Source organism: Lapillicoccus sp. (assembly GCF_025353065.1).
Lineage (GTDB): Bacteria > Actinomycetota > Actinomycetes > Actinomycetales > Dermatophilaceae > Lapillicoccus.
This window is the reverse complement of sequence record NZ_JANXRJ010000026.1, coordinates 1-22,520: the sequence shown is the minus strand read 5'-3', so window position 1 is coordinate 22,520 and position 22,520 is coordinate 1. Positions and strand designations below refer to the sequence as shown.

Here is a 22,520-nt window from a genome sequence, read left to right as displayed (position 1 = left end):
CGGCGGTTCGACGGGGCGACCTCAGGCCCACCAGCGGAGGCATGACCATGAGCAGTCCCCTCAGGAACGGCACGGGACGGGCCGAGACGGGTTCCCCGAGGACGGTCGACCCGGCGTCAGCCGAGCTGATGGCGAAGGCCTTCACGGCCCTGCGCGTCTTCACGGGTCTGGTCTGGTTGACCAACGGTCTCGCCAAGGTCATCGGCAGGGCGAGCTACGACCTCGGGTTCTTGTCGTTCAACCTCGTCGATCGGGGCGTGGCTGAGGAGATCGCGCGTGACGCGTCCTCGAAGACCTACATCGCGCCGTTGGGGGCGTTCTACCGTGACGTCGTCCTCCCGAACTACGGCTTCTTCGGGTGGTTCCTCACCCTGGCCGAGCTCGCCGTGGGGCTCGGCCTCCTCCTGGGGGTGCTTCCGCGGGCGGCGGCGCTCGGGGGATTGCTGCTCATCGGACCGGTCTGGCTCATGCTCCTGCACACGAACCTCTACCTCTGGCAGTACCCGGCGGAGGACCTCTTCCCGCTCGTGCTGCTGACCGTCGTGCCGACCTGGGGCCGGTTCGACCTCGCCCAGCGGATCAGGGGACGGCTCCCACGACGTTGGCCCTTCTGACCCGGGACGCAGGACGCAGCTGCCCGGCGGCGTCAGGCGGCGTCAGGCGGTGTCAGGCGGTGTCAAGCGGTGTCAAGCGGTGTCAAGCGGTGTCAGGCGGTGTCAGGCGGTGTCAGGCGGTGTCAGGCGGTGTCAGGCGGTGAACGGCTTGACGCTCAGCTGGTGCACCGAGGCCGGCTGGCACGCCGAGACGGGCGATGGGGCGAAGCTCGCGGTGGTCTGACCCGGGAGGTAGATCCGGAAGCCCGCCGCCGTCGTCGTCGTCCCACAGCTGCTGCCATAGAGCGCCGCCTGCGCCACCAGGATCGAGGAGACCGCCGTCTTCCCGGGCTCGAGGCGCATCAGCGGCGCGTCCCCGGGCACGCGGTCGGCCGCGGCGCCGAGCTGCGCGCCGCTGCCGGGGGCGGTGAGGGACACGCCGGGGTAGCCCTGCAGGGTGCACTGCGTCGGGCCCGTGTTGGTCGCGATGATCTGCATCTCCTCGTGCCCCGCCGAGCCGCCGCCCGGGGCACCCATGACGGTCACCCGCATCTGGCTGGGCGCACAGGCGGTCAGGCCGGTGGTCGCCGGCGCGCCCGGGGCCTCGGCGCCGCCGTTCGACGACGTCGGGCTGGGCTGGCCACCCGAGCCGGGGCTCGTCGTGCTGCCGGTGCCCGGCGACGACGAGGTCGTCGAGGGGCTGGGGGGCGCGGTCGTCGTGCTGGTCACGGTCGTCGTCCCGGCGCCGGCCGTCGGAGCGGGTGAGCCGCTGCTGCAGGCCGCGACGGTTGTCACTCCGAGGGCGAGACCGGCGAAGCCCGCCGCCAGTCGGCGGCCGCGGCGCGCGCGGTTGCCTCCGTGCGTCCTGCGGCCACCGGTGTGCCCGTCGGCGCGGGTCGATCCTGCTGTGGTCGTCATGACTCCACCTCCATGTCTCGGAACCTCGAAAACCTCGGCACTCGGAAAACACGGTATGCCGTGCTGTCCTACCCCTCTGACGCCGCAGCCGACCCTGTGGTTGGGTCGGCCGGCAGGGACATGTGCGGACAGGTCGGGAGGGCGAAGCTCACCCGGCCAGGCTCGCGACGCGGAACACGGGGAAGCCGGGGGCCGCGGCGATGATCGTGGCGTCGTCGGAGTCCTTGGTCAGGCCCTCGATGAAGCGGCCGACCTCCCAGCCCCAGCGCATGAGGTAGACCCGGATGACCGGCAGCCGCTCGTCCACGGGGACCACCGTCATGGCGACCCGCTCGGTGCGGCGCCCGACCCGGAGCTCGGCCTCGCCGGCGGCACGGACGTTGCGCACCCACTGCGTGTTGCCGCGGACCGCGACGAGGTAACGCTCGTCCCCGAGGGTGAGGAGGTTGACCGGCACCCGCTGGAGCGCGCCGGTCTTCCGTCCGCGGACGGTGAGGACGCGGGAGCCGAGGAGGCTGATGCCGTGGTCGGTGAGCCAGGCGACGGAGGCGTTGAAGGCGAGGTCCAGCCGGCTGGTCGGCGGGAGGTAGCGGGCCCCGGGGGAGCTGGAGGTCGGGGTCGGTGTGGTCATGGCGGGCTCCTCGTGGTGGGGTTCTCGGGAAGGGAGAGCAGTGCTCTTGTCAGCGAATGTAGAGGTTGGTCGCGGAAAAAGCAAGAGCACTGCTCTCGGACTTGCTACACTTCCCGTATGCCGTCCTCCGCCAGCTCCCGACGCCGTACGGCCGACCCCGCAGGGCTCGTGCCACCCGCTGCACCCGCTGCACCTGCATCACCCGTTGCACCGGCGGCACCCGCGGCACCCGCTGCACCTGCATCACCCGCGGCACCCGCGGCACCCGCGGCACCCGGGCCCAGCGGCATACGGGCTGAGCGGCGCGAAGCCGTGACCGCGCGGATCCTGGAGATCGGCCGGGCCCACCTGGCCGAGGAGGGCGCGGCCGGGCTCTCGCTGCGGGCGGTGACCCGCGACCTCGGGATGGTCAGCTCGGCGGTCTACCGCTACGTCGCCAACCGCGACGACCTGCTCACCCTCCTGGTGGTCGACGCCTATACCGAGCTCGCCGACGCCGTCGACGCCGCCCTCGACGAGCTCGACGAGCTCGACGAGCTCGACGAGCTCGCGATGCTCGAGGGCCCCGACGCCGCCAGGAGTGGGGTCGAGGCCCAGGTGCTGGCGCTCGCCGGCGCGGTGCGCGCCTGGGGGTTGGCCGAACCCTCCCGGTTCGCCCTGCTCTACGGCAGCCCCGTGCCGGGCTACCACGCGCCGGGCGAGCAGACCATCGGACCCGGGACGCGCGTGATGCGTCGCCTCGTCAGCGTCCTCGACGCCGGTGTCCGCGACGGGGACCTCCCCGTCGGGAGTGGTCCCGTGCCCGTCCCTGCCGACCTCGCGCTCGACCTGGCGGCAACACGGAGCGACCTCGCGATCGAGCACGCCGACGACGCCGTGGTCGCCAGCGGCATCTTTCTCTGGACGGCCATGCTCGGCGCGGTGAGCGCCGAGGTGTTCGGTCAGTTCGGTGAGGACGCCTTCCGCGCGCGGACGTCGTTGTTCGAGCACGGGATCCGGCTCGCGCTCACCGTCCTGCGGGGCTGACCCGCGTCACAACCCCGCTTCCTGCGCCGAATGCCCCGAATCATCGGGCACTTCGGGCGTGTTCGGTGCATCGCGCGCAGGAAGCGGGGTTGTGGGGGGTCGCGACGGGCAGGTGCACAGGGCGCACCCATCAGGGCCGGTAGTCTGGAGGGGTCCGAGACACCGGACGACACAACGAGACGCGAGACGAACTCCCGGCGATGGCGGCGGACGGCTCGAGCGCGACAGAGCACGAATTCCCCCCTAAGGCACTGCTTCCGGCATGACCATCTCCCACCTTTCCTGCCCCTGCACCGATGAGTTTCCGGCTGCCCCATCCGGCGCCCGGAGCGCCCGGTGAGCCCGCTGGCCCCGCTCGCCCCGCCGACGGCGCCGCTGCCGCAGCCCGTCCCACGGTCGTTCGGACTCAGCGTCCCTCAGGTCCTCGCCAGTGCCCTGGCCGCCGCGACCGCCGCCGTCGCCGCCTCGTTCCTCGGGGTGGCCGGCACGATCATCGGCGCCGTGGTCGGGTCGCTCGTCGCCACCATCGCGACCGCGGTCTACGCCCACTCCCTCCGCTCCGCCAGCGTCCACCTCAAGGTCGTCCGGCCGGGCGACACCCACGGTCTCCCGGTCGAGCTGCCGGTGGTCCTCTCCGCCACCTCCGCCGACCCGCCCGGTATGCCGGGTGCGCCTCGTCCGCTGCAGCGTCGGGGCTGGGTGCGGGTGGCCATCGGCTTCGTCCTCGGGATCGTCCTGGCGCTCGGGCTCGTCACGGGCATCGAGGCGGTCCTCGGCCATCCGCTGTCCGACTCGTCGTCGTCCGGCACAACCATCGGTCACGCGGTCACGGGGTCCTCGGGCCCCGGCCAGAACGTGCTCCCCAGCACGACCCCGTCGACCTCCGGCTCGGGCGCCACCACCTCCACGCCGTCCCCGACCACCACCGCCGGCTCCGGCGCGACCTCGAGTGCGACCTCGAGCGCGTCGACCAGCGTCGGTCCGAGCGCGACCTCGACCGCCACCGGAACCGCGTCCCCCACCACGGCGTCGGTGACCCCGACCGCCGGCGGCCTCGCGACCTCGCCGTCGGTTCCCTCGACCAGCGGCCCGGCGCCGGTCGCGATTGCCGGCTGACCCGGCATACGGCGCTCGAGTGGCCGAGACCCACGCTGGCCCAGGCTGGCCGACGCTGACGCCACCGGATGTCGGCGCCGTCCCGTAGGTTCCTCCCATGACGACCGTCGTCACCGACCACGACTTCCTCGCCCTCGTCGAGCCGCTGCGCCGCGAGCTCATCGCGCACTGCTACCGGATGCTCGGCTCCGTCCACGACGCCGAGGACCAGGTCCAGGAGACCTACCTGCGGGCGTGGCGGGGCTATGGCCGCTTCGAGGGGCGGTCCTCGGTGCGCACGTGGATGTATCAGATCGCCACCAATACCTGCCTGACCCACCTCGAGGGCCGGGCACGCCGACCCCTGCCCACCGGTCTCGGCGCCCCGGCCTCGGCGCCCGACGGCCCCCTCGAGTCCCGACCGGAGATCACCTGGCTCGAGCCGCTGCCCGACAGGCTCGTCGGCGTCGGCACCACCCCGACCGACCCCGAGGCGATCGCCCTCACCAGCGAGAACATCCGCCTCGCCTTCATCGCCGCGCTGCAGCACCTCACGCCCCAGCAGCGCGCGGTCCTGATCCTGCGTGACGTCCTCCAGTGGCGGGCCAGCGAGGTCGCCGCGGTGCTCGACACGAGCGTCGCCGCTGTCAACAGCCTCCTCCAGCGGGCCCGGGCCCACGTCGACGACCTCGCGCCGAGGGCCGACGCGTCGGTGACCGTCGACGACCCTGCCGTCCGGGCGCAGCTCGAGCGCTATGTCGCCGCCTTCGAGGCCTACGACATCCAGGGCATCGTCGCCCTCCTGACGAAGGACGCCGTCTGGGACATGCCGCCGTTCACGGGGTGGTACCAGGGGCGCGAGGCGATCGGCGTCCTCATCGCGACCAACTGCCCCGCGCAGGGCCCGGGCGACATGCGGCTCGTCGCGACCTCCGGAGCCAACGGACAGCCGGCGTATGCCGTCTACATGCGCGAGCAGGACGGCGTCCACCGCGCGTTCCAGATCCAGCAGCTGACCCTCGCCCGCGGCGGGGTCAGCGCGGTCACGACCTACTTCGACCTCGACCTGTTCGACAGCTTCGGGCTCCCCCGCGAGCTCGACCGCGACACCGGTGATATCCCTGCGCCGCTGGCCGGGGAGGACGCCTCGTGGGTGGGATCGTCCACGTCAGGACCGTGACGGCTCCACCCGGTGACCGGATCCTCAGCGGTGGCTGTCGCGTCGCCAGGCGCTGAAGGAGCGGACGGACGCCGTCCCCGGGCGCACCAGCCAGGGCCACGGGTGCACCTCGACGGGTTCGAGGAACCGGGAGATCCGCGACCAGCCGGGCACCGGTGCCCAGGTGGCGGCCAGCGACCGACCAGCCAGCTCCTGCGTCACCACGCCGCGACGGACCTCCAGCTCACGGAGCCCGGCCAGCTCACCGAGGGTCTCGGCCAGGAAGACGAGCCGCTTGCCGGAGAGTCGCAGTCGGCGCAGCAACGGCTCGTCGAAGACGAAGACCGCGGGTCGGCCCTCCTCGGCCGCCAGCGCGGGGTCCGAGACACCGAGGGACTCGGCCGTCAGCCAGACCTGCTCGCCGGTCCCGGCACCGACCACCTCGGCGGGTCCGGCCGGCACGGGGGCCTTGCCCAGATCGGGCCCGGACACCTGAGGCCCGGCTTCGGCGTCCGGCCACTGCTCGATCGGGCAGGCTGAGGACAGCGCGCAGTCGCGGCACAGCGACGGCGCCCGCTTCTCCACCTGCCAGCGACTGAAGCCGTATGGCTTGCCGCTGCCGGTCCCCACCGTCCACTGCCACCCCAGCCGGTTGGCCGCCCGCGAACCGTCCAGCAGGTGCGCGAACATCTCCTGCTCGCCGGCCCGCCAGTCGGCCCCGGCGCGCACGGCCCACTGCGACGCCAGCCACATCCGGGTCTGGTTCACCAGCCACCCGTCGGAGTGCAGCTCGCCCACCACGGCCTTCATGCAGTTCATCTCGGCCGGCCAGGGCTCGTCCTCCCAGCCGGACGTGCGGGGCTGCTCCCGGGTCAACGCCTCCCCGGAGGCCCGTCCGACCCGGGCGTAGAGGTGCCGGGCGAACTCCTGCCACAGCAGCTCGTCGCGGTAGCGGCTGCGATCACGGGAGGGGGCGTCCGACACCGCCGACCAGACCTCCGGCAGGGTCACCAGACCGTGCCGGATGTAGGGCGACATCCGGCTGGCGCCGCGGCGGGAGACGGGCAGGACGACGCTGCGGTCCCGGGCGTAGCCGGTGATGTCCAGCGAGGCCAGGGCAGCGTCGGCCGCCTGCTGGCCGCCGCGCAGGGCCCCCGCGGCGATCTCACCGGGGCCTTCGAGGGTCAGGTCACCGAGATGCTCGGCCACCCACGTCACGACGTCGTCCACCGAGGCACCGTCGGCGGCAGAGGGTGGCGTCGGCAGAACGGGCATGTCTGCACTGTGCCCGTCGGCACCGACACTCACACCGCCGGGGTCGGCCCGCCCCCCGGCAAACGCTGCTCGACCCGGAGTCGAGCCGCTCGACTCCCCGTGCACTCCGTCAGGTGACTCGACTCCGAGTCGGGCGGGTCAACCGAGTCGAGCGGGTCAGAGCCCGTCGGCGAGCCGGTAGTAGGCCGCGTTCCACCGCAGGGTCTGCGCGAACTCCCGCGTCGTGGTGGCGTCGTCGATGACGAGCAGCTCGGACCCCAGCATCTGCGCGAGGTCCTCGAAGGCCTCGATGCCCACGGCCGTCGTCATCACCGTGTGGTGGGTGCTGCCCGCGGTCAGCCAGGCCTGGACGGCGGTGGCGAAGTCGGGCTGCGGACGCCAGACCGCCCGCGCCACGGGCAGCTTGGGCAGCGGCTGCGGCGGGCGCACGATCTCGACGACGTTGGCGGTCAGCCGGAAGCGGTCGCGCATGTCGGTCATGCCGACCACGACCGCCGGGCCCGGGTCGGCGTCGAAGACGAGGCGGACCGGGTCCTCCCGCGCGCCGATCCCCAGCGGGTGGATCTCCAGCTTCGGGCGGGAGGTGGTCAACGACGGGCAGACCTCGAGCATGTGTGCGCCGAGGATCAGCTCGGAGCCCGGGGTGAGGTCGTAGGAGTAGTCCTCCATGAGCGACGCGCCCCCCGGTGCGCCGGCGCCCATGACCTTGGCCAGGCGCACGAGCGCGGCGGTCTTCCAGTCGCCCTCGGCCCCGAACCCGTATCCCGAGGCCATCAGCCGCTGGACCGCGACCCCCGGCAGCTGCCGCAGGCCGCCGAGGTCCTCGAAGTTCGTCGTGAAGGCGGTGAACCCGCCCTCCTCGAGGAAGGAGCGCAGGCCCAGCTCCTGCTGCGCGGCATACCGGAGCGAGGTATGCCGCTCGCCCCCGTGCCGCAGCTCCGGCACGACGTCGTAGCTCTCCTCGTACTCCTTGACGAGGAGGTCCAGCTCGCTGCCCCCGACCCCGTCCACCCGCTCGACCAGCTCGTTGACGCTCCAGCTGTTGACCGAGATGCCGAACCGGACCTCGGCCTCGGTCTTGTCGCCCTCGGTGTCGGCGACGTTGCGCATCGTGTCGCCGAAGCGGGCCAGCCGCAGCGACCGGGAGGCGGTGTTGGCGGCGGCCGCCCGCGCCCACGTCCCCACGCGGGAGGTCACCCTCGGGTCGCTGACGTGGCCGACCACCGTGGTGCGCTCCATCCCGATCCGGGACTGGATGTAGGCGAACTCGCGATCGCCGTGTGCCGCCTGGTTGAGGTTCATGAAGTCCATGTCGATGGTGGCCCAGGGGAGCTCGACGTTGGCCTGGGTGTGCAGGTGCAGCAACGGTTTCTGCAGCGCGGTCAGGCCGCGGATCCACATCTTCGCCGGCGAGAAGGTGTGCATCCAGGCGATGAGGCCGATGCAGCGGTCGTCCTGGTTGGCCTCGAGGGCCGCCGCCCGGATCGCGGCGGAGTCCTTGAGCACCGGCTTCCAGACGATCTCGACCGGCACCTCGGACGCCGCCCCGAGGATCTTGGCCACGTCCTGCGACTGCCGGGCCACCTGCGCGAGGGTGTCCTCCCCGTAGAGGTCCTGGCTGCCCGTCAGGAACCAGACCTGTTGCGTCGCAGTGTCGTTCGTCATTCTCTCGATCTCCTCGATCAGTCGGGCGGTCGGGTGGCGGGCACGGGCTGCTGGCCGTAGACGTTCTGGTAGCGCGCGTAGAGCGAGTCGATGTGCTCCTGGTCGATGGGCATGGGGGCGCCGAGCTGGCGCGCGAGGTGGACCGTCCGGGCGACCTCCTCGACGAGGACGGCGGCCTTGACCGCCGCCCGCCCGTCGCGGCCGATCGTGAAGGGCCCGTGGTTGCGCATCAGCACCGCCGGGCTGCGCGAGTCCCGCAGGGTCTCGACGATGCCCCGGCCGATCGAGTCGTCGCCGATGACGGCGAACGGGCCGACCGGCACGGGCCCGCCGAACTCGTCGGCCATCATCGTGAGGACGCAGGGGATCTCCTCGCCGCGCGCCGCCCACGCCGTGGCGTAGGTCGAGTGCGTGTGCACGACGCCGCCGACGTGCGGCAGGTGCGCGTAGACGTAGGCGTGCGCGGCGGTGTCGGACGAGGGGGCGTGCTCCCCCTCCACCAGCCGCCCCTGCAGGTCGCAGACCACCATCGACTCCGGTGTCAGCTCGTCGTAGGAGACGCCCGACGGCTTGATGACGAAGAGGTCGGCGCCCGGGACCCGCTGCGAGACGTTGCCCGCGGTCCACGCCACGAGCTCCCACCGGGGCAGCTCGGCGTGCAGGGCGCAGACGATCTCGCGCACCTGCTGCACGTCACGCCGCACGTCCGCGTCGTAGGACACCAGGTCGGCGGTCACCGGGACACCTTGGTATACGCCTCGTAGGGCTCCGACCCGGAGGGTTCCGCAGGCTCCGACGGTGCGTCGGGCTGGGGTGACCCGGCCGGCGAGGACCCCGCGCGGGCCAGCGCTTCCCGGCGGATGGCCCGCAGGCCGTAGAGGATGTCGCGTCCCGGACCGGGCCGACCGAAGTGCTCGTGCAGGGCGGTGTAGTGCGCGAACAGCGTGTCGTAGGAACGCGACTGCTCCTCGCGAGGCCGGTATGCCGCGACGGTCCGCCCGCCCATGGCCGCACCCGCCGTCGGCACGTCGGGGTAGGCGCCGGCCGCTACGGCCGCGTGGATCGCCGACCCGAGCGCGGGCCCCTGCGTCGAGGTGATCGTCGACAGCGGCAGGCGGGTGACGTCGGCATACAGCTGCATGAGGAACCGGTTCTTCAGCAGCCCTCCGGCGACGACGAGCTCGGTGACGGGCACGCCGGAATGCTCGAAGGCCTCGACGATGGTGCGGGTGCCGAACGCCGTCGCCTCGAGCAGCGCGCGGTAGGTGTCCTCCGGCCGGGTCGCGAGGGTCTGCCCGACCACCACGGCGGACAGCTCGTGGTCGACGAGCACCGAGCGGTTGCCGGAGTGCCAGTCGAGCGCGACGAGACCGTGGGCGCCGACGGGCTGGGCCTCGGCGAGGTCGCTGAGGAGCTCGTGCACCGAGCGACCGTCGGCGTCGGCTCGGGCGAGGTAGTCGGCGGGGACGGAGGTGTCGACGAACCAGCCGAAGATGTCGCCCACGCCGCTCTGTCCCGCCTCGTAGCCCCAGAGGCCGCGGACGATCCCGCCGTCGACGACACCACACATCCCCGGGACCTCGGCCAGCTGGTCGCTGTTCATCACGTGGCACGTGGACGTGCCCATGATCGCGGTCATCTGACCCGGTGCGCAGGCGTCCGCCGCCGCCGCCGTGACGTGCGCATCCACGTTGCCGACGGCGACGACGATGCCCTCGGGCAGTCCGGTCCAGGCTGCGGCCTGGGCGGTGAGCCGCCCTGCGGGAGAGCCGAGCTGGCCGATCTCCTGCTCGAGCTTGGTGCTGACGACGTCCGCGAAGCCGGGGTCGAGAGCGGCGAGGAAGTCCGCGCTCGGATAGCGGCCGTCCTGGTAGATGCCCTTGTAGCCGGCGGTGCACGCGTTGCGCACGTAGCGACCGCAGAGCTGCCACACGATCCAGTCCGCCGCCTCGACGAACCGGTCCGTCGCGGCATACACCGCAGGGTCCTCCTCGAGGACCTGGAGCATCTTGGCAAACTCCCACTCCGAGGAGATCCGGCCGCCGTAACGTCCGATCCAGGGCTCGTCGCGCACGTGCGCGAGGTCGGTGATGCGGTCCGCCTGCCGCTGTGCCGCGTGGTGCCGCCAGAGCTTGACGTAGGCGTGCGGGCGCTCGGCCCACCGGTCGAGCTCGCTGAGCGGGGTGCCGTGCGCGTCGACGGGCAGGATCGTGCACGCCGTGAAGTCCGTGCCGATCCCGATGACCTGCGCGACGTCGATGCCCGCGTCGGCGATCGCCCGCGGGACCGCGACCTGCAGGACCTCGACGTAGTCGGCCGGCACCTGCAGGGCCCAGTCGACGGGCAGGGCTGTCCCCGTTGCCGGCCCGGTGGTCAGCTCCCGGTCCATCACAGTATGCGGGTAGTCGTGGACGGCGGTCGCGAGCTCCGCGCCGTCGCGCACCCGGACCACGACGGCCCGACCCGAGAGCGTGCCGTAGTCGACCCCCACGACATACTGCTCGTCCGTGGTGCTCGTGCTCATCCCTTGACCCCGACGCCCGCGACGCCCTCGATGATCCGGCGCTGGAAGAAGAAGTAGATGATGATCAGCGGCAGGGCGCCGAGGATGGCCGAGGCCTGGATGTCGGCGAGGCGCTGGCCGTAGGAGCCCTGGACCGTGGCGAGCCCGACGGGGATCGTCATGAGCTTGGGGTTGGAGAGGGTGAACAACGGCAGGATGAGGTTGTTCCAGACGGTGACGAAGGTGAGGATGCTGACCGCCGACAGGACCGGCCTGGACAGGGGCAGGATGATCGACCAGTAGATCCGCCAGAACCCCGCACCGTCGATGCGTGCTGACTCCTCGTACTCCTTGGGCAGCCCGTCGAAGAACTGCTTGAAGATGAAGACGGCGATGACCGCCGGCACCTGCGGCAGGATCACCGACCAGTAGGTGTTGAGCAGGTGCATCGCGCTGAGCTCACGGAAGATCGGCACGACGAGCACCTGGGTCGGCACCATGATGCCGATGATCATGAGGATGAAGACGACCTTCCGACCGCGGAAGACCATGCGGGACAACGCGAATCCGGCCATCGAGGCGAACAGCACCGTCAGGGCGACGGTGGCGACCGAGGTGATCGCGCTGGACATGTACCAGTTCCAGATGTCGCCGCTCTGCAGCAGCACGGAGTAGGAGTGCAGGGTGGGGCTGGTGTCGGTGAGCACGGCACTCGCCCCGAGCGACGCGGTCGCGTTCGAGACCAGGGACGTGCGGATGGCCCAGAGGGTCGGGACCAGCCACAGCAGGGCGAAGAAGATCAGCAGCACCCGGCTGATGATCGTGAAGCTGCGTGAGTCCTGCTGGACCCGACCGCCTCCGGAGCCGGACCGCGCGGGTGGGGGTGCCGCGGCAGAGATGCCGGGGGTCTTCTGGATGGTCGTGCTGGCCATGGTCAGGCCCTCGCGTTCTGGAATCGGGTGAGTCCCTGTCGGGCGGCGGCGATGAGCATGATGACGACGAAGAGCACGACCGAGGCCGCGGAGGCGACGCCGATCCGGTTATCGGTGAAACCGACTCCGGCGATGAAGGTCAGCGCCACCTGGGTCGCCTGCCCCGGTCCGCCGGAGGTCATCAGGAAGACCTGGTCGAAGATCTTCAGGCTGGCGATGATCTGCAGCAGGACGACGAGGGTGGTCGTGCGCCCGAGGAGCGGGATCGTGAGGTAGCGGATCTGCTGCCACGGTGACGCGCCGTCGATCGCGGCGGCCTCGTAGACCTCGCGCGGCACGTCCTGCAGACCCGCCAGGTAGAGCACGAAGTTGATGCCGATGGTCCACCACACCGTGGCGGCCGCGATGCCCCACATGGCCCAGTTCGGGTCGGCGAGAACGGCGCTGGGGGTCATCCCGAGCCAGCCCTGGACGAGGTTGAGCAGCCCCGTGTCCGGCATGAAGATGAAGACCCAGATCAGGGCGATCGACGCGGAGGGGAGCACGAAGGGCAGGAAGAAGGCCAGCCGGAAGAACCACTGGCCGCGGCGGATCCGGTTGGCGAGGACGGCGAAGACGAAGGCCAGGATCACCAGGGGCGGGGTCGTCAGCACGGTGAAGAGCACCGTGTGTCCCATGGCCGACTGGAAATCGGGGCGGCCGAGCACCTCGACGTAGTTGCTCAGTCCGGCGAAGGTGCCGAGCCCCGACTTCACCAGGCTGGTGTTGTAGAGGCTCGCGACGATCATGTAGATCGTCGGACCGACGAGGAAGAGGAGATACATGATCGAGAACGGCGCGAGGAAGAGCCAGGCGGGTCGTTCGCGCTCGACGGCCGTGGGTGCCTCGGCCCTCGGAGGGCTGGTGGCCGGTGGCCGGGTGCGGGGGAGGGACGGGGTCTCAGTGGTCATGGTGATGATCTCCTCGCGGTCCGCGGGTCAGAGCGGGTTGGCGGCGGACAGATACGGACCGAGCTGCTTGCGGATGCTCGACAGGGCGTCGGTCGGAGACGACAGGCCCTGCTGGACGAGGCCGATCTGGGAGCCGACGATGTTCTCGAAGGACGAGCCCGACCCCGAGTACCACGCGAGGGAGTCGAAGACGGTGTAGTCGGCGACCGAGGCATAGCTCGCCTGCGGCTCGAGCGCCTTGTAGTCCGCGCTGCTGAGCGTCGGCAGGTAGGACGGGATGTGTCCGCCCTTGGCCCAGGTCACGCTCTGCTCCATCATGAACTTGATGAAGCCCATGTCCCGGGTGAGCTGCTCCGGGGTGCGGTCGAGCTTGGGGAGCACGAAGGTGTGCGAGTCGGCCTGGACGGCCTTCTTGTCGAACAGCTGCGGGATCGGCGCCATCCCGAACTTCAGGCCCGGGACCGCCTGCGCGGTCGTCAGCTCCCACTCGCCCTGGAGGTAGAAGGCGGCCTTGCCGGTGAACATCATCGTCTCGGACCCGCCGTAGTCCGCCGTCTTGGGGATCCAGCCCTTGGCGCTCATCCGCTGGATGTAGGCCAACGTCTTGACCGCCAGGTCCTCGTTGAGGGTGAGCGTCTTGCCGTTGTCCCCGAGGAACGGGGTGTTGCCGTCCATCTGGGAGTAGAAGGTCTGGAACATGCGCCACGGGGTGGCGTACTCGTTGACGTTGGCCACGCCGAGGGCATACGCGCCGGTGGCCTTCTGCGCGGCCGTCAGTGCGGCCTCCCACTCGGCCACACCCTGGATCGGCTTGAGCGCCCCCTCCGGGGTGAGCAGGCCGGCCTTCCGGCAGACCTCGACGTTGTAGAAGAGGACGAAGGGGTGGGTGTCGAGGGGGATCGCGTAGTTCTTGCCGTCGCGCTGCTGGCTCTTCCAGACGTTCTGGTTGAAGTCGGCGGCCGCCAGGCCGACCGAGCTGAGCATGGCGTCCGTGATCGGCGTCAGCAGGTCTGCGGCAGCGAGGTTCTGCATCCGGGTGAGGTGGGCGACGGCGACGTTGGGCGCCTTCTGGCCGACCGTGGCAAGGGTGAGCTTCGTGTAGTAGGGGTCGCCCCACGCGAAGGTCGATGCGGTCAGCGAGCCGGCGCCGTGCTGCGTGCGGTAGGCGTCGAGCATGGTCGTCAGCCGGACCCCGTCACCGCCGCCGAAGAGGTTCCAGAAGGTCACCACCCCCGGGTCGAGCGCGCTGCCGGCGAGGCCGGCCGCGAGTGGGCTCCCGCACCCACCGAGCGCTGCCGTCGTCCCGAGGCCCACGGCGCCCAGCGCCGCCGACTGCAGCAGGGTTCTTCGGGAGATTCCCCTCGTACGGAAAGAGTCTGCGTCCATGGGAGCCCTGTCCTTCCACCCGTCTTCGTCGACGAGTAAGTTAGCGATAACAGTGGTGCTGTCCGGTGAGGATGTCAAGACCCTCCCGTCGATTCATTGGTCGATTCATCGAGCGAATCGGGTGACGGGTTCCCGTGGTTGTCCACCGGCCGTCCGCGCCCTACAGTTAGCGCAATCAGCGTCGATGGAGAATCGTTGTGCGCTGCCCCGACCCTCTTGCTCCACCCTGATGAGAGAAGGCAATGCGCATGACCACGGCATCGGTGCACCTGGATCCGGCTTTCGTCGTCGCCCCGGTGCGACGGCGGATCTTCGGCTCGTTCGTCGAGCACATGGGGCGGTGCGTCTACACCGGGATCTACGAGCCGGGGCACGCGAGCGCCGACACCGACGGCTTCCGCGGCGACGTGCTCGAGCTCGTGCGGGAGCTCGGCGTCTCCGTGGTGCGCTATCCCGGTGGCAACTTCGTCTCGGGTTACCGCTGGGAGGACGGCGTCGGACCGGCGGCCGACCGACCGGTGCGCCGCGACCTCGCGTGGCACACCCTCGAGACCAACGCCGTCGGCATCGACGAGTTCGCCCGGTGGGCCCGCAGCGCCGACGTCGAGCTGATGTACTCCTTCAACCTCGGCACGCGTGGCGTGCAGGAGGCCCTCGACGCCCACGAGTACATGAACCACGACAAGGACACCGCCCTCTCCGACCAGCGGCGCAAGAACGGGGCCGACGCCCCATACGGGGTCAAGCTCTTCTGTCTCGGCAACGAGATGGACGGGCCGTGGCAGACGGGTCACAAGACGGCGCACGAGTACGGCCGTCTCGCGGCCGAGACCGCCCGTGCCCTGCGGAGCGCGGAGCCGGACATCCAGCTGGTCGCCTGCGGGAGCTCGCACTCCTCGATGCCGACCTTCGGCGCGTGGGAGGCCGAGGTCCTCGAGCTCACCTACGACCAGGTCGACTACATCTCGGCGCACGCCTACTACGAGGAGCTCGACGGCGACCTCGGCAGCTTCCTCGCCTCCGGGGTCAACATGGACCACTTCATCGACAGCGTGGTGGCCACGGCGGACAGCGTGGGGGCGAAGCTGAAGAACCCCAAGCGGATCGAGATCTCGTTCGACGAGTGGAACGTCTGGTATCAGACGCGATTCGCGAACGAGGGCGCCGGCGACGACTGGACGGTCGCCAAGCCGCTCATCGAGGACGTCTACAACGTCGCCGACGCCGTCGTCGTGGGCGGCCTGCTGATCTCGCTGCTGCGCCACAGCGACCGGGTCGGCGTCGCGTGCCTCGCCCAGCTGGTCAACGTCATCGCCCCCATCATGACCGCGCCCGACGGGCCGGCCTGGCGCCAGACGATCTTCCACCCCTTCGCCCTCACCTCCCGTCTCGCCTCCGGGGTCGTGTTGCGGGTCGAGCCCCAGAGCGAGACCTACACCACCGCTCGCTACGGGGAGGTCCCGCTGCTCGACGCCACCGCCACCTACGACGAGGGCACGGGTGAGGTCATCGTCTTCGCCCTCAACCGCAGCACCGACGCGCCGTTGACCCTCGCCTCGAGCCTGACGGGTTTCGGTGAGCTGGAGGTCGCCGAGAGCTGGCTCATCGGTGGCGGCGACCCGTCGGTGACCAACGACCGGGAGCACCCCGACCGCGTCGTCCCGACGGCGCTCGCCTCGGTGGAGGTGGCCGACGGCGTCCTGCGCGCCGAGCTCCCGCCCGTGTCGTGGTGCGCCATCCGGCTGCGGGCCACGACGAGCTGAGCCGGTCGCCGGCCGGACCCGCTGAGCCGGCCTCGGCCGGGTTCGGCCGGGTTCGGCCGACGCCTCTCGTAACCTGTGCAGATGCCGATCGGGGGCGTGACCCATGACTGCTGAGATGCGTCCCACGACGATGTCCGACGTCGCGCGGCTCGCGCAGGTGTCGGCCATGACGGTGTCGCGGGTCGTCACCGGTCGAGGTCAGGTGAACGGCGCCACCCGTGAGCGGGTGGAGACGGCGATGCGTCAGCTGCGCTACTCCCCCAACGTCGCCGCGCGCACGCTGGCCAGCGGGAGGTCCGGCACGATCGGTGTCCTCACCTTCGACACGAGCCAGTACGGGCCCGGCGCGGCGCTGCTCGGCATCGAGCGGGCCGCCCGCCAGCGCGGCTACGGCGTCAGCATCGCCACGGTGCCGACCCTCGACCGGGTGTCGATGACCGAGGCCCTCGACTCGTTCGTGCAGCGTTCGACCGACGGCGTGATCGCGATCGTCCCGCACCTCTCGGCGGCGCAGGCCCTGTCCGAGACGCGGCCGAGGCTGCCGGTCGTCGCCGTGCAGGGGACCGGTTCCCCCCGCATCCCGGCGGCCGCCGTCGACCAGCGGACCGGGGGGTTCCTCGCCACGACCCACCTGCTCGACCTGGGCCACGAGACGGTCTGGCACATCGGGGGGCCCGAGGACTGGTTCGAGACGCGCGAGCGCGAGCGCGGCTGGCGGGAGGCCCTCGCCAGCCGGTCCGCCCCGGTGCCGCCGGTGGTCTCGGGCGACTGGTCCCCCGGGTCGGGGTATGCCGCGGGTCGCGTCCTGCTCGCGGCCACCAGACCGCCCACGGCCGTGTTCGTGGCCAACGACCAGATGGCCCTCGGTCTCCTCCACCTGCTCTACGAGCACGGTCTCTCGGCGCCGAAGGACCTTAGCGTCGTCGGCTTCGACGACATCCCGGAGGCGGCCTACCTCTCACCCGCCCTGACCACCGTGCGCCAGGACTTCAACGAGATGGGGCGCCTCGGGATGGCGCTGCTGCTGGACATCCTGACCGCCGACCGCCACCCCACGGCGCCGGTCGCCCTGATCGAGCCCGACCTCGTCGTGCGCGCGAGCACCGGACGCCCGCCGAGCCTCGCCAAGGCACGCCGAGGGGGTTGACGCCGCGTCAAGGGGGTTGACGCTGGTTATAGCGTGCGTCAACCCCGTTGACGCAGCGTCAACCCTCCCGGGGTTGGAGTCCGGCGGCCCTGGCCATCGCGACGCTCCGGCGCTGGGACAGCTGCTCCCCGATCGTGGCCTGCCAGACCGCGGGCACGACGGCGAGCCAGGCGAAGGACACCGGCAGCAGGTGGGGGGCGAGGAAACCCAGCACCACGGCATACAGGGTGGCGGTGCCGGCGAAGAGGAGGACCCACTCCCACCCGGCCGTCCGGGCGGACAGCCCGGCGACCAGTGCGACCCCGCGGGGGGCCGCCATCCCGCCGGCGACGAGCCACCCCACGGCCGGCTCGACGTGCCCCGCCCCGCTCTCGGTGAGGAGGATGCTCAACCCCGTCGCGAGGAGGACGAGCCCGAGCGTCGAGACGAGGTGGAGCGGCAGGCCGAAACGCGGTGGGAGGTCGGCGAGGCTCGTGTGCGGCGCCCCGGTGAAGCCGTGGGCGAAGGTCGTGCGCCACAGCCCGACGAGCAGGATGAAGCTCGCCACGGCGACCCATTCGAAGTCGGTGGTCCACTCGGCCGTCGCAGCGGCCTGGACGAGCTGCACGACCGCCTCCCCCAGCACGATGATGACGAAGAGACCGAGCCGTTCGTCGAGGTGGTGCCGGTCGATGTCGACGACGACCAGGTCGGGGACCCGATGCCCCCGGTGGTCGTCGTGCCGCTTCTGGTTGAGCCGGGCGAGGTTGCGCCCCGACACCTCGTCGGCGCGCAGGACGGACAGGACGAGGTCGATCGCGGCCCCGACCGCCCACGCCCAGTACTTGCCCGGGGTGTCGAACCAGAAGCTCACCACCCACGGCAGGATCGCCCCGGTCTGCTGGAGGCCGGGGAAGTTGTCGAGGAACCGGCCGGTCTCGAGCGAGCTGCGGGCCAGCAGGAGCCGCAGGACGATGTATGCCGCGGCGAACAGGTTGGCCCGCGCGGAGTCGTGCAGCGGGGCGCTGGCGGTCATCAGCGCGATGAGGAACATCGCGAAGGTCATCGTGCGGACACGGGTCTTCTCGCGAGCGACGTTGGCGTAGAACACCGCCAGGGTCCAGCTCGTCCAGATCGCGACGTAGACGAGCACCGTCACCCCGAGCCCGTGGGCCGTGAGGTCCTCGCGGAGGCTGTCGGCGAGGACGCTGACCGCGGCGACGACCACGAGGTCGAAGAACAGCTCGAGCCAGCTGATGGACTCCGCGCGACCGGAGTCGCCCTTCCCGTCCGTCATGCCGCCCGACCCTAGCCGCCGGCCCGGCATACCCGGCTCGGTTTCAGCGCGTATGCCGCGGCTCAGCCCAGCGGGTCGGCGACCCGCGGGCCGGCGCTCGTGTCCTCGGCGCCGGGGGTGAAGGTCCGGGTGACGTCGGCGAAGGCGATCCCGTGGTCGGCAAGGAGGCGGCTGACCTTCTCGAGGGCCTCGCCGGCGGCGGAGACACCCTGCGGCTCGCCGAGGTCGACCTCGAAGGAGACCACCCCGAAGACCGTGCCCGCGACGCCCGAGGCGGTGATGGCGGGCACCGCGCAGAAGCGTACGTCGCGCATTCCGGAGTAGATCCAGGCCTGGGTCTCGTCCCCGGTGACGGCGACCGGGTCGACGACCGCCGCCGCCTCCATCCCCTCCGTCAGCAGCGGGGCGAGCGTCTGCGGGGACGCGTCGATGACGAGGGTGCGGCCGAGGGTGCGCAGCTGCCGCCCGGCGTGGCTCGCGACCACCGAGGCGCTGACGTCGCGGACGACCTCGGAGGTCCCCCGGGCGACGGTGGTGGCCGAGCCTGCGGCCCCACGTGCGCTCTCGGCCGCTGCTCGCGCCGCGTCCTTGGCGCGCCGGGCCTGTTCCGTCGCCCCCTCGCGGGTGAAGAGCGCCCGCGGGTTGCCGAACGCCTTGCGGGTCGACGGGAGGGCGATGAGCGCGACGACGACCAGCACGATGACGAGGTAGAGCACGATCACGGGGCCCTCGAAGGGTGTCGGGTGGAGATATCGGACGGTTCGCGTCGAGGTTATACCGGGTGATTCATCTGTCAATTAGTTACTAGGTGCGCAAGTGCCGTGGCGATGGTTGACTACAGGCTCCTGACGCGTTGGTCTCACCCCGGAGGCGCCTCACATGACTCATCCAGCGAACCCACCCCTCGACCCCCAGACCAACGCGCGAGCGCGTGGTCGGGCCCTGCGCCGTAGCGCACTGGCCGCCACCTGCTCGCTCTCGGTGCTCGGCGCGCTCGCGCTGGGATCCACCCACGCGGAGGCGGCACCGGCCGACTCCGGCCCCACCTCACGGGCGCAGGCGTTCGCCGCCGCCGCCCAGGAGTTCGGTGTCCCGCAGACCGTCCTCGAAGCGGTCTCCTACTCCGAGAGCCTCTGGGAGGGACACGGCGGCACCCACAACACCGACGGTGGCTACGGCCCGATGAACCTCATCGACGGCTCGCTCTTCGCCGCCGACCAGGCGGAGGGGAAGAACGGCACCCTCGGGTCCAACGCCGGAGTCATCCCGAAGAACATCGACAGCCTCGGCCGGGCCGCGACCCTGCTCGGCGTCGACCGCGACGTGCTGCGCAAGGACTCCACCGCCAACATCCGTGGTGGCGCCGCCCTGCTCGCGGCGAAGCAGAGGTCCCTCGGCCTCCCCGTGGGCGCGGCCAGCGACCCCGGCCAGTGGTATGCGACGGTCGCCGACGCGAGCCGCTCCTCCGACGCCGCGGACGCTCAGGCCTTCGCCGACGATGCGTATGCCGCCCTCGCCACCGGCGCGGCCCGGACCACCACCGACGGCAAGTCGGTGGCGATGCGGGCGACGGCGACGACCCCGCAGAAGAGCCAGTTCGCCAAGCTGGGTCTGGCCGCACCCAAGGCCAACCCCAACATCGACTGTCCGGTGGGCCTCGGCTGCGAGTGGATCCCCGCCCCCTACGTCGACCTCGGGGGCGGCAACTACGGCAACCACGACGTCGCCCAGCGCGACGTCGGCAGCCCCAAGATCAACTACATCGTCATCCACGACACCGAGGGGTCCTACCAGTCGACCCTGCAACTGGTCCAGGACCCGACCTACGTCAGCTGGAACTACACGATCCGCTCCTCCGACGGTCACATCGCCCAGCACATGAACCCCAAGGACGTGGCCTACCACGCGGGCAACTGGTACGTGAACACCCACTCGATCGGGATCGAGCACGAGGGCATCGCCGCGCAGGGCGCGACCTGGTACACCGAGGCGCTCTACCGCAAGTCCGCCAAGCTGGTCAGCTACCTCACGACGGAGTGGAACATCCCCGTCGACCGGGCCCACATCATCGGCCACGACCAGGTGCCCGGCATCGCCCCGGCATACATCCCGGGAATGCACTGGGACCCGGGGCCCTACTGGGACTGGGAGCACTACTTCGCCCTGCTCGGCCACCCGCTCGACGCCCTGAGCGGCACGCCCAGCAGCCAGATCGTCCGCATCCTGCCCGGCTTCAAGGGCAACCGGCAGGCGGTCACCGGGTGCGACACGGCTGGCGTCGCCTGCGCGGCCCAGGGGACGAACTTCGTCTACCTGCACACCTCCCCGAGCGACGCGGCCCCCCTGGTCTCGGACATCGGGCTCTATCCCGACGGCCGGGCGTCCACGACTGCGGTCGCCGACATCGGTGCCCGCGCCGCGACCGGTACGGAGTTCGCGGTGGCCGGCAAGCAGGGCGACTGGACCGCCATCTGGTACCTCGGCAACATCGCGTGGTTCAAGAACTCCGCGACGAAGCCGACGGCGATCCCTGTCAACGGGTCTTACCTCGTGCCCAAGAAGGGCGTGACCTCGGTCCCGACCTACGGCGTGGCCTACCCGAAGGCGTCGGAGTACCCGGCCGGGATGACCCCGCAGACGGTCACGCCGCTGCCCTACACGATCAAGGCCGGGCAGCGCGTCGTGCTGGCGGACTCGAAGGTGCCGACCGACTACTACTACGCGATGACGTTCGACACCCCCCCGCCGCTCGACCACGTCGACGTGATGGGACAGGAGCGGTACTACGAGGTCTACCTCGGTCACCGGATCGGCTACGTGCCGGCCGACCAGGTCGACATCGTCAGGGCGAAGTAGGCCCCGCACCTAGGGCCGAGGGGCCCGTCCCGACCGGGTGGTCGGGACGGGCCCCGTGCCGTATGCCGCGGGCCAGGGGGCCGTTCGCCGCCATACCTGACGCAGCAGGCACGCCAGCAGCAGTGGCGTCACCACGATGTGCGTCGTTGCCGCAATGGGCGCGGCCAGCCAGGGAAGCACCCAGGCCAGGGCAAGCAGGTTCCGGTCGCCCCGCAGCCACCCGTTCTCCAGACCGAGCAGCGCGAGCCAGGCGATCGGGAAGGCCAGGAGGGCGAGGTCGTAGTCGGCGGCATACGGGGTGACGAGGAAGGTGCCCAGCACCACCGCGCTGCCCCGCAACCGCAGGTCGGACGTGCGCCCCCACACCCGCCAGACCACCAGGACGACACCCAGAGCGACCAGGCCGTGCAGAGCCAGGGCGGCGCCCTGCGGCAGTCCCACGAGACGGAAGGCGGCATACGGCGTGACGAACTTGTCCACCGGTAGCGCACCGGCGTTGACGGCGGCGCCCACCAGACCCATCCCGTCGAGCCAGAGCCGGATCGAGCCGAACCCGAAGACGAGAGCCCCCACGGCCATGGCGCCGAGTGCCGTGACGGCCGCCACGGCGAAGGTTCCCCAACGCCGTCCCGCGACCAGGATCACGGGGAACAGCACCGCGAGGTGGGGCTTGATGACCAGCAGGCCGATCAGGACTCCGGCCCACCACTGACGGCGATCGAGCAGGAGAAGGGCGCCCCCGACCAGACCGGCCACGACGAACTGGGTCTGGCCCTGCGCGATCCCCAGCCAGACCCCGGGGAACGCCACGGCGAGCGGCCAGGCATACCTCTGCCCGCGGATGATGGGGCCGAGGGCAGCGTAGAAGACACCCAGCCCGACCGCGGTCCACACCAGGAACGCTGCGGTGTGGGAGAGGTAACCGAGAGGGGCGACGACCACGAGGGTCGCCGGGGGATAGACCCACGCGGTGGGGCCCGCCAGTCCGGGGAATGCGGCGAACTCGTCCGAGGCGAGGCGGTGCACGTCCCAGGCCCAGCTGCCATGTCCCTCGACCGCCAGGCGGGCGGCCGACCAGAAGGCGATGAAGTCGCTGCCGACCGACTGCCCCCGCCCGTCCACTCCGTCGTGGAAGGTCCTCGCGTAGACCGGGATCGCCACCGCGAGGACACCCAGCAGGAGGCGGGGATAGACGCGGAGCCGACGTTCGATGAGCCAGTGCCTCGTCGCTTCGGCCCGCTTTGTCACGTTGTGAGCGTATACGCGTCGCTCGACTCGGGCCTCACGGGCGCACCCCCTCCCGCTGAGGTCGTGGTCTGGCGCTCAGGTCGTGGGGTGCACACCA

Annotated in this window: 19 protein-coding genes; 7 read left to right on the top strand and 12 right to left on the bottom strand. The window is 71.2% G+C overall.

Features of this window, described 5'->3' with window-relative positions; genetic code table 11:
- Nucleotides 1–47: 47 nt before the first annotated feature.
- Nucleotides 48–614 carry a DoxX family membrane protein gene (locus Q0R63_RS01805; RefSeq protein WP_295693124.1) on the top strand — a complete coding sequence of 189 codons (567 nt, stop codon included), beginning with the start codon at nucleotides 48–50 and terminating at the stop codon, nucleotides 612–614.
- 132 nt (nucleotides 615–746) lie between these two features.
- On the opposite strand, the gene Q0R63_RS01800 is transcribed toward Q0R63_RS01805, so the two are convergent.
- Together Q0R63_RS01800 and Q0R63_RS01795 are read right to left on the bottom strand one after the other, a co-directional pair.
- The gene (locus tag Q0R63_RS01800; protein ID WP_295693121.1) at nucleotides 747–1,511 is read right to left on the bottom strand and encodes a DUF4232 domain-containing protein; all 765 of its coding nucleotides are present in this window, start codon (nucleotides 1,509–1,511) and stop codon (nucleotides 747–749) included.
- A 148-nt stretch (nucleotides 1,512–1,659) separates the two neighbouring features.
- Nucleotides 1,660–2,142 (bottom strand): nitroreductase family deazaflavin-dependent oxidoreductase, encoded by a 483-nt coding sequence (locus Q0R63_RS01795; RefSeq protein WP_295693118.1) that lies wholly within the window; start codon nucleotides 2,140–2,142, stop codon nucleotides 1,660–1,662.
- A gap of 312 nt (nucleotides 2,143–2,454) precedes the next feature.
- Here Q0R63_RS01795 and Q0R63_RS01790 point away from each other — a divergent pair, with 312 nt between their 5' ends.
- The 3 genes from Q0R63_RS01790 to Q0R63_RS01780 all read left to right on the top strand — a co-directional run bounded on the left by Q0R63_RS01790 (nucleotide 2,455) and on the right by Q0R63_RS01780 (nucleotide 5,443).
- The gene (locus tag Q0R63_RS01790; protein WP_295693115.1) at nucleotides 2,455–3,168 is read left to right on the top strand and encodes a TetR/AcrR family transcriptional regulator; all 714 of its coding nucleotides are present in this window, start codon (nucleotides 2,455–2,457) and stop codon (nucleotides 3,166–3,168) included.
- A 336-nt stretch (nucleotides 3,169–3,504) separates the two neighbouring features.
- Entirely contained in the window at nucleotides 3,505–4,284 is a 780-nt protein-coding gene (locus Q0R63_RS01785) for a hypothetical protein (protein ID WP_295693113.1), read from the top strand.
- 97 nt (nucleotides 4,285–4,381) lie between these two features.
- Nucleotides 4,382–5,443, top strand: a complete 1,062-nt coding sequence (locus Q0R63_RS01780) for a sigma-70 family RNA polymerase sigma factor (protein ID WP_295693110.1) — start codon at nucleotides 4,382–4,384, stop codon at nucleotides 5,441–5,443.
- Between the two features lie 24 nt (nucleotides 5,444–5,467).
- On the opposite strand, the gene Q0R63_RS01775 is transcribed toward Q0R63_RS01780, so the two are convergent.
- From Q0R63_RS01775 to Q0R63_RS01745, 7 genes are all read right to left on the bottom strand, one after another.
- Complete coding sequence (locus tag Q0R63_RS01775; protein ID WP_295693107.1) at nucleotides 5,468–6,697, bottom strand: FAD-binding domain-containing protein; 1,230 nt, start codon at nucleotides 6,695–6,697, stop codon at nucleotides 5,468–5,470.
- Between the two features lie 156 nt (nucleotides 6,698–6,853).
- Entirely contained in the window at nucleotides 6,854–8,362 is a 1,509-nt protein-coding gene (gene araA / locus Q0R63_RS01770) for an L-arabinose isomerase (RefSeq protein ID WP_295693104.1), read from the bottom strand.
- A gap of 17 nt (nucleotides 8,363–8,379) precedes the next feature.
- The gene (locus tag Q0R63_RS01765; RefSeq protein ID WP_295693102.1) at nucleotides 8,380–9,099 is read right to left on the bottom strand and encodes an L-ribulose-5-phosphate 4-epimerase; all 720 of its coding nucleotides are present in this window, start codon (nucleotides 9,097–9,099) and stop codon (nucleotides 8,380–8,382) included.
- The gene (gene araB / locus Q0R63_RS01760) at nucleotides 9,096–10,886 is read right to left on the bottom strand and encodes a ribulokinase (protein WP_295693100.1); all 1,791 of its coding nucleotides are present in this window, start codon (nucleotides 10,884–10,886) and stop codon (nucleotides 9,096–9,098) included. The genes Q0R63_RS01765 and araB overlap by 4 nt, the downstream gene beginning before the upstream one ends.
- The gene (locus tag Q0R63_RS01755; RefSeq protein ID WP_295693096.1) at nucleotides 10,883–11,797 is read right to left on the bottom strand and encodes a carbohydrate ABC transporter permease; all 915 of its coding nucleotides are present in this window, start codon (nucleotides 11,795–11,797) and stop codon (nucleotides 10,883–10,885) included. Before Q0R63_RS01755 ends, araB begins: the two co-directional genes overlap by 4 nt.
- A 2-nt stretch (nucleotides 11,798–11,799) precedes the next feature.
- Nucleotides 11,800–12,747 (bottom strand): sugar ABC transporter permease, encoded by a 948-nt coding sequence (locus Q0R63_RS01750; protein ID WP_295693092.1) that lies wholly within the window; start codon nucleotides 12,745–12,747, stop codon nucleotides 11,800–11,802.
- Between the two features lie 27 nt (nucleotides 12,748–12,774).
- The gene (locus Q0R63_RS01745) at nucleotides 12,775–14,133 is read right to left on the bottom strand and encodes an extracellular solute-binding protein (RefSeq protein ID WP_295693088.1); all 1,359 of its coding nucleotides are present in this window, start codon (nucleotides 14,131–14,133) and stop codon (nucleotides 12,775–12,777) included.
- A 248-nt stretch (nucleotides 14,134–14,381) separates the two neighbouring features.
- Between Q0R63_RS01745 and Q0R63_RS01740 the strand changes: the two genes are divergently transcribed.
- Nucleotides 14,382–15,896, top strand: coding sequence for an alpha-N-arabinofuranosidase (locus Q0R63_RS01740; protein ID WP_295693085.1), 1,515 nt, complete (start codon nucleotides 14,382–14,384; stop codon nucleotides 15,894–15,896).
- Between the two features lie 103 nt (nucleotides 15,897–15,999).
- Complete coding sequence (locus tag Q0R63_RS01735) at nucleotides 16,000–17,043, top strand: LacI family DNA-binding transcriptional regulator (RefSeq protein ID WP_295693082.1); 1,044 nt, start codon at nucleotides 16,000–16,002, stop codon at nucleotides 17,041–17,043.
- 58 nt (nucleotides 17,044–17,101) lie between these two features.
- On the opposite strand, the gene Q0R63_RS01730 is transcribed toward Q0R63_RS01735, so the two are convergent.
- Together Q0R63_RS01730 and Q0R63_RS01725 are read right to left on the bottom strand one after the other, a co-directional pair.
- On the bottom strand, nucleotides 17,102–18,319 hold the full coding sequence (locus Q0R63_RS01730) for a low temperature requirement protein A (protein ID WP_295693080.1): 1,218 nt from the start codon (nucleotides 18,317–18,319) through the stop codon (nucleotides 17,102–17,104).
- A gap of 62 nt (nucleotides 18,320–18,381) precedes the next feature.
- Complete coding sequence (locus Q0R63_RS01725; RefSeq protein ID WP_295693077.1) at nucleotides 18,382–19,041, bottom strand: hypothetical protein; 660 nt, start codon at nucleotides 19,039–19,041, stop codon at nucleotides 18,382–18,384.
- Between the two features lie 157 nt (nucleotides 19,042–19,198).
- On the opposite strand from Q0R63_RS01725, the gene Q0R63_RS01720 reads away from it, so the two are divergent.
- A complete protein-coding gene (locus Q0R63_RS01720) occupies nucleotides 19,199–21,175 on the top strand; it encodes a peptidoglycan recognition family protein (protein ID WP_295693075.1) in 1,977 nt (658 codons plus the stop codon).
- Between the two features lie 9 nt (nucleotides 21,176–21,184).
- Here the strand turns inward: Q0R63_RS01720 and Q0R63_RS01715 are convergent, their stop codons facing one another.
- Entirely contained in the window at nucleotides 21,185–22,423 is a 1,239-nt protein-coding gene (locus tag Q0R63_RS01715; protein WP_295693072.1) for a glycosyltransferase family 87 protein, read from the bottom strand.
- Nucleotides 22,424–22,520 lie beyond the last annotated feature (97 nt).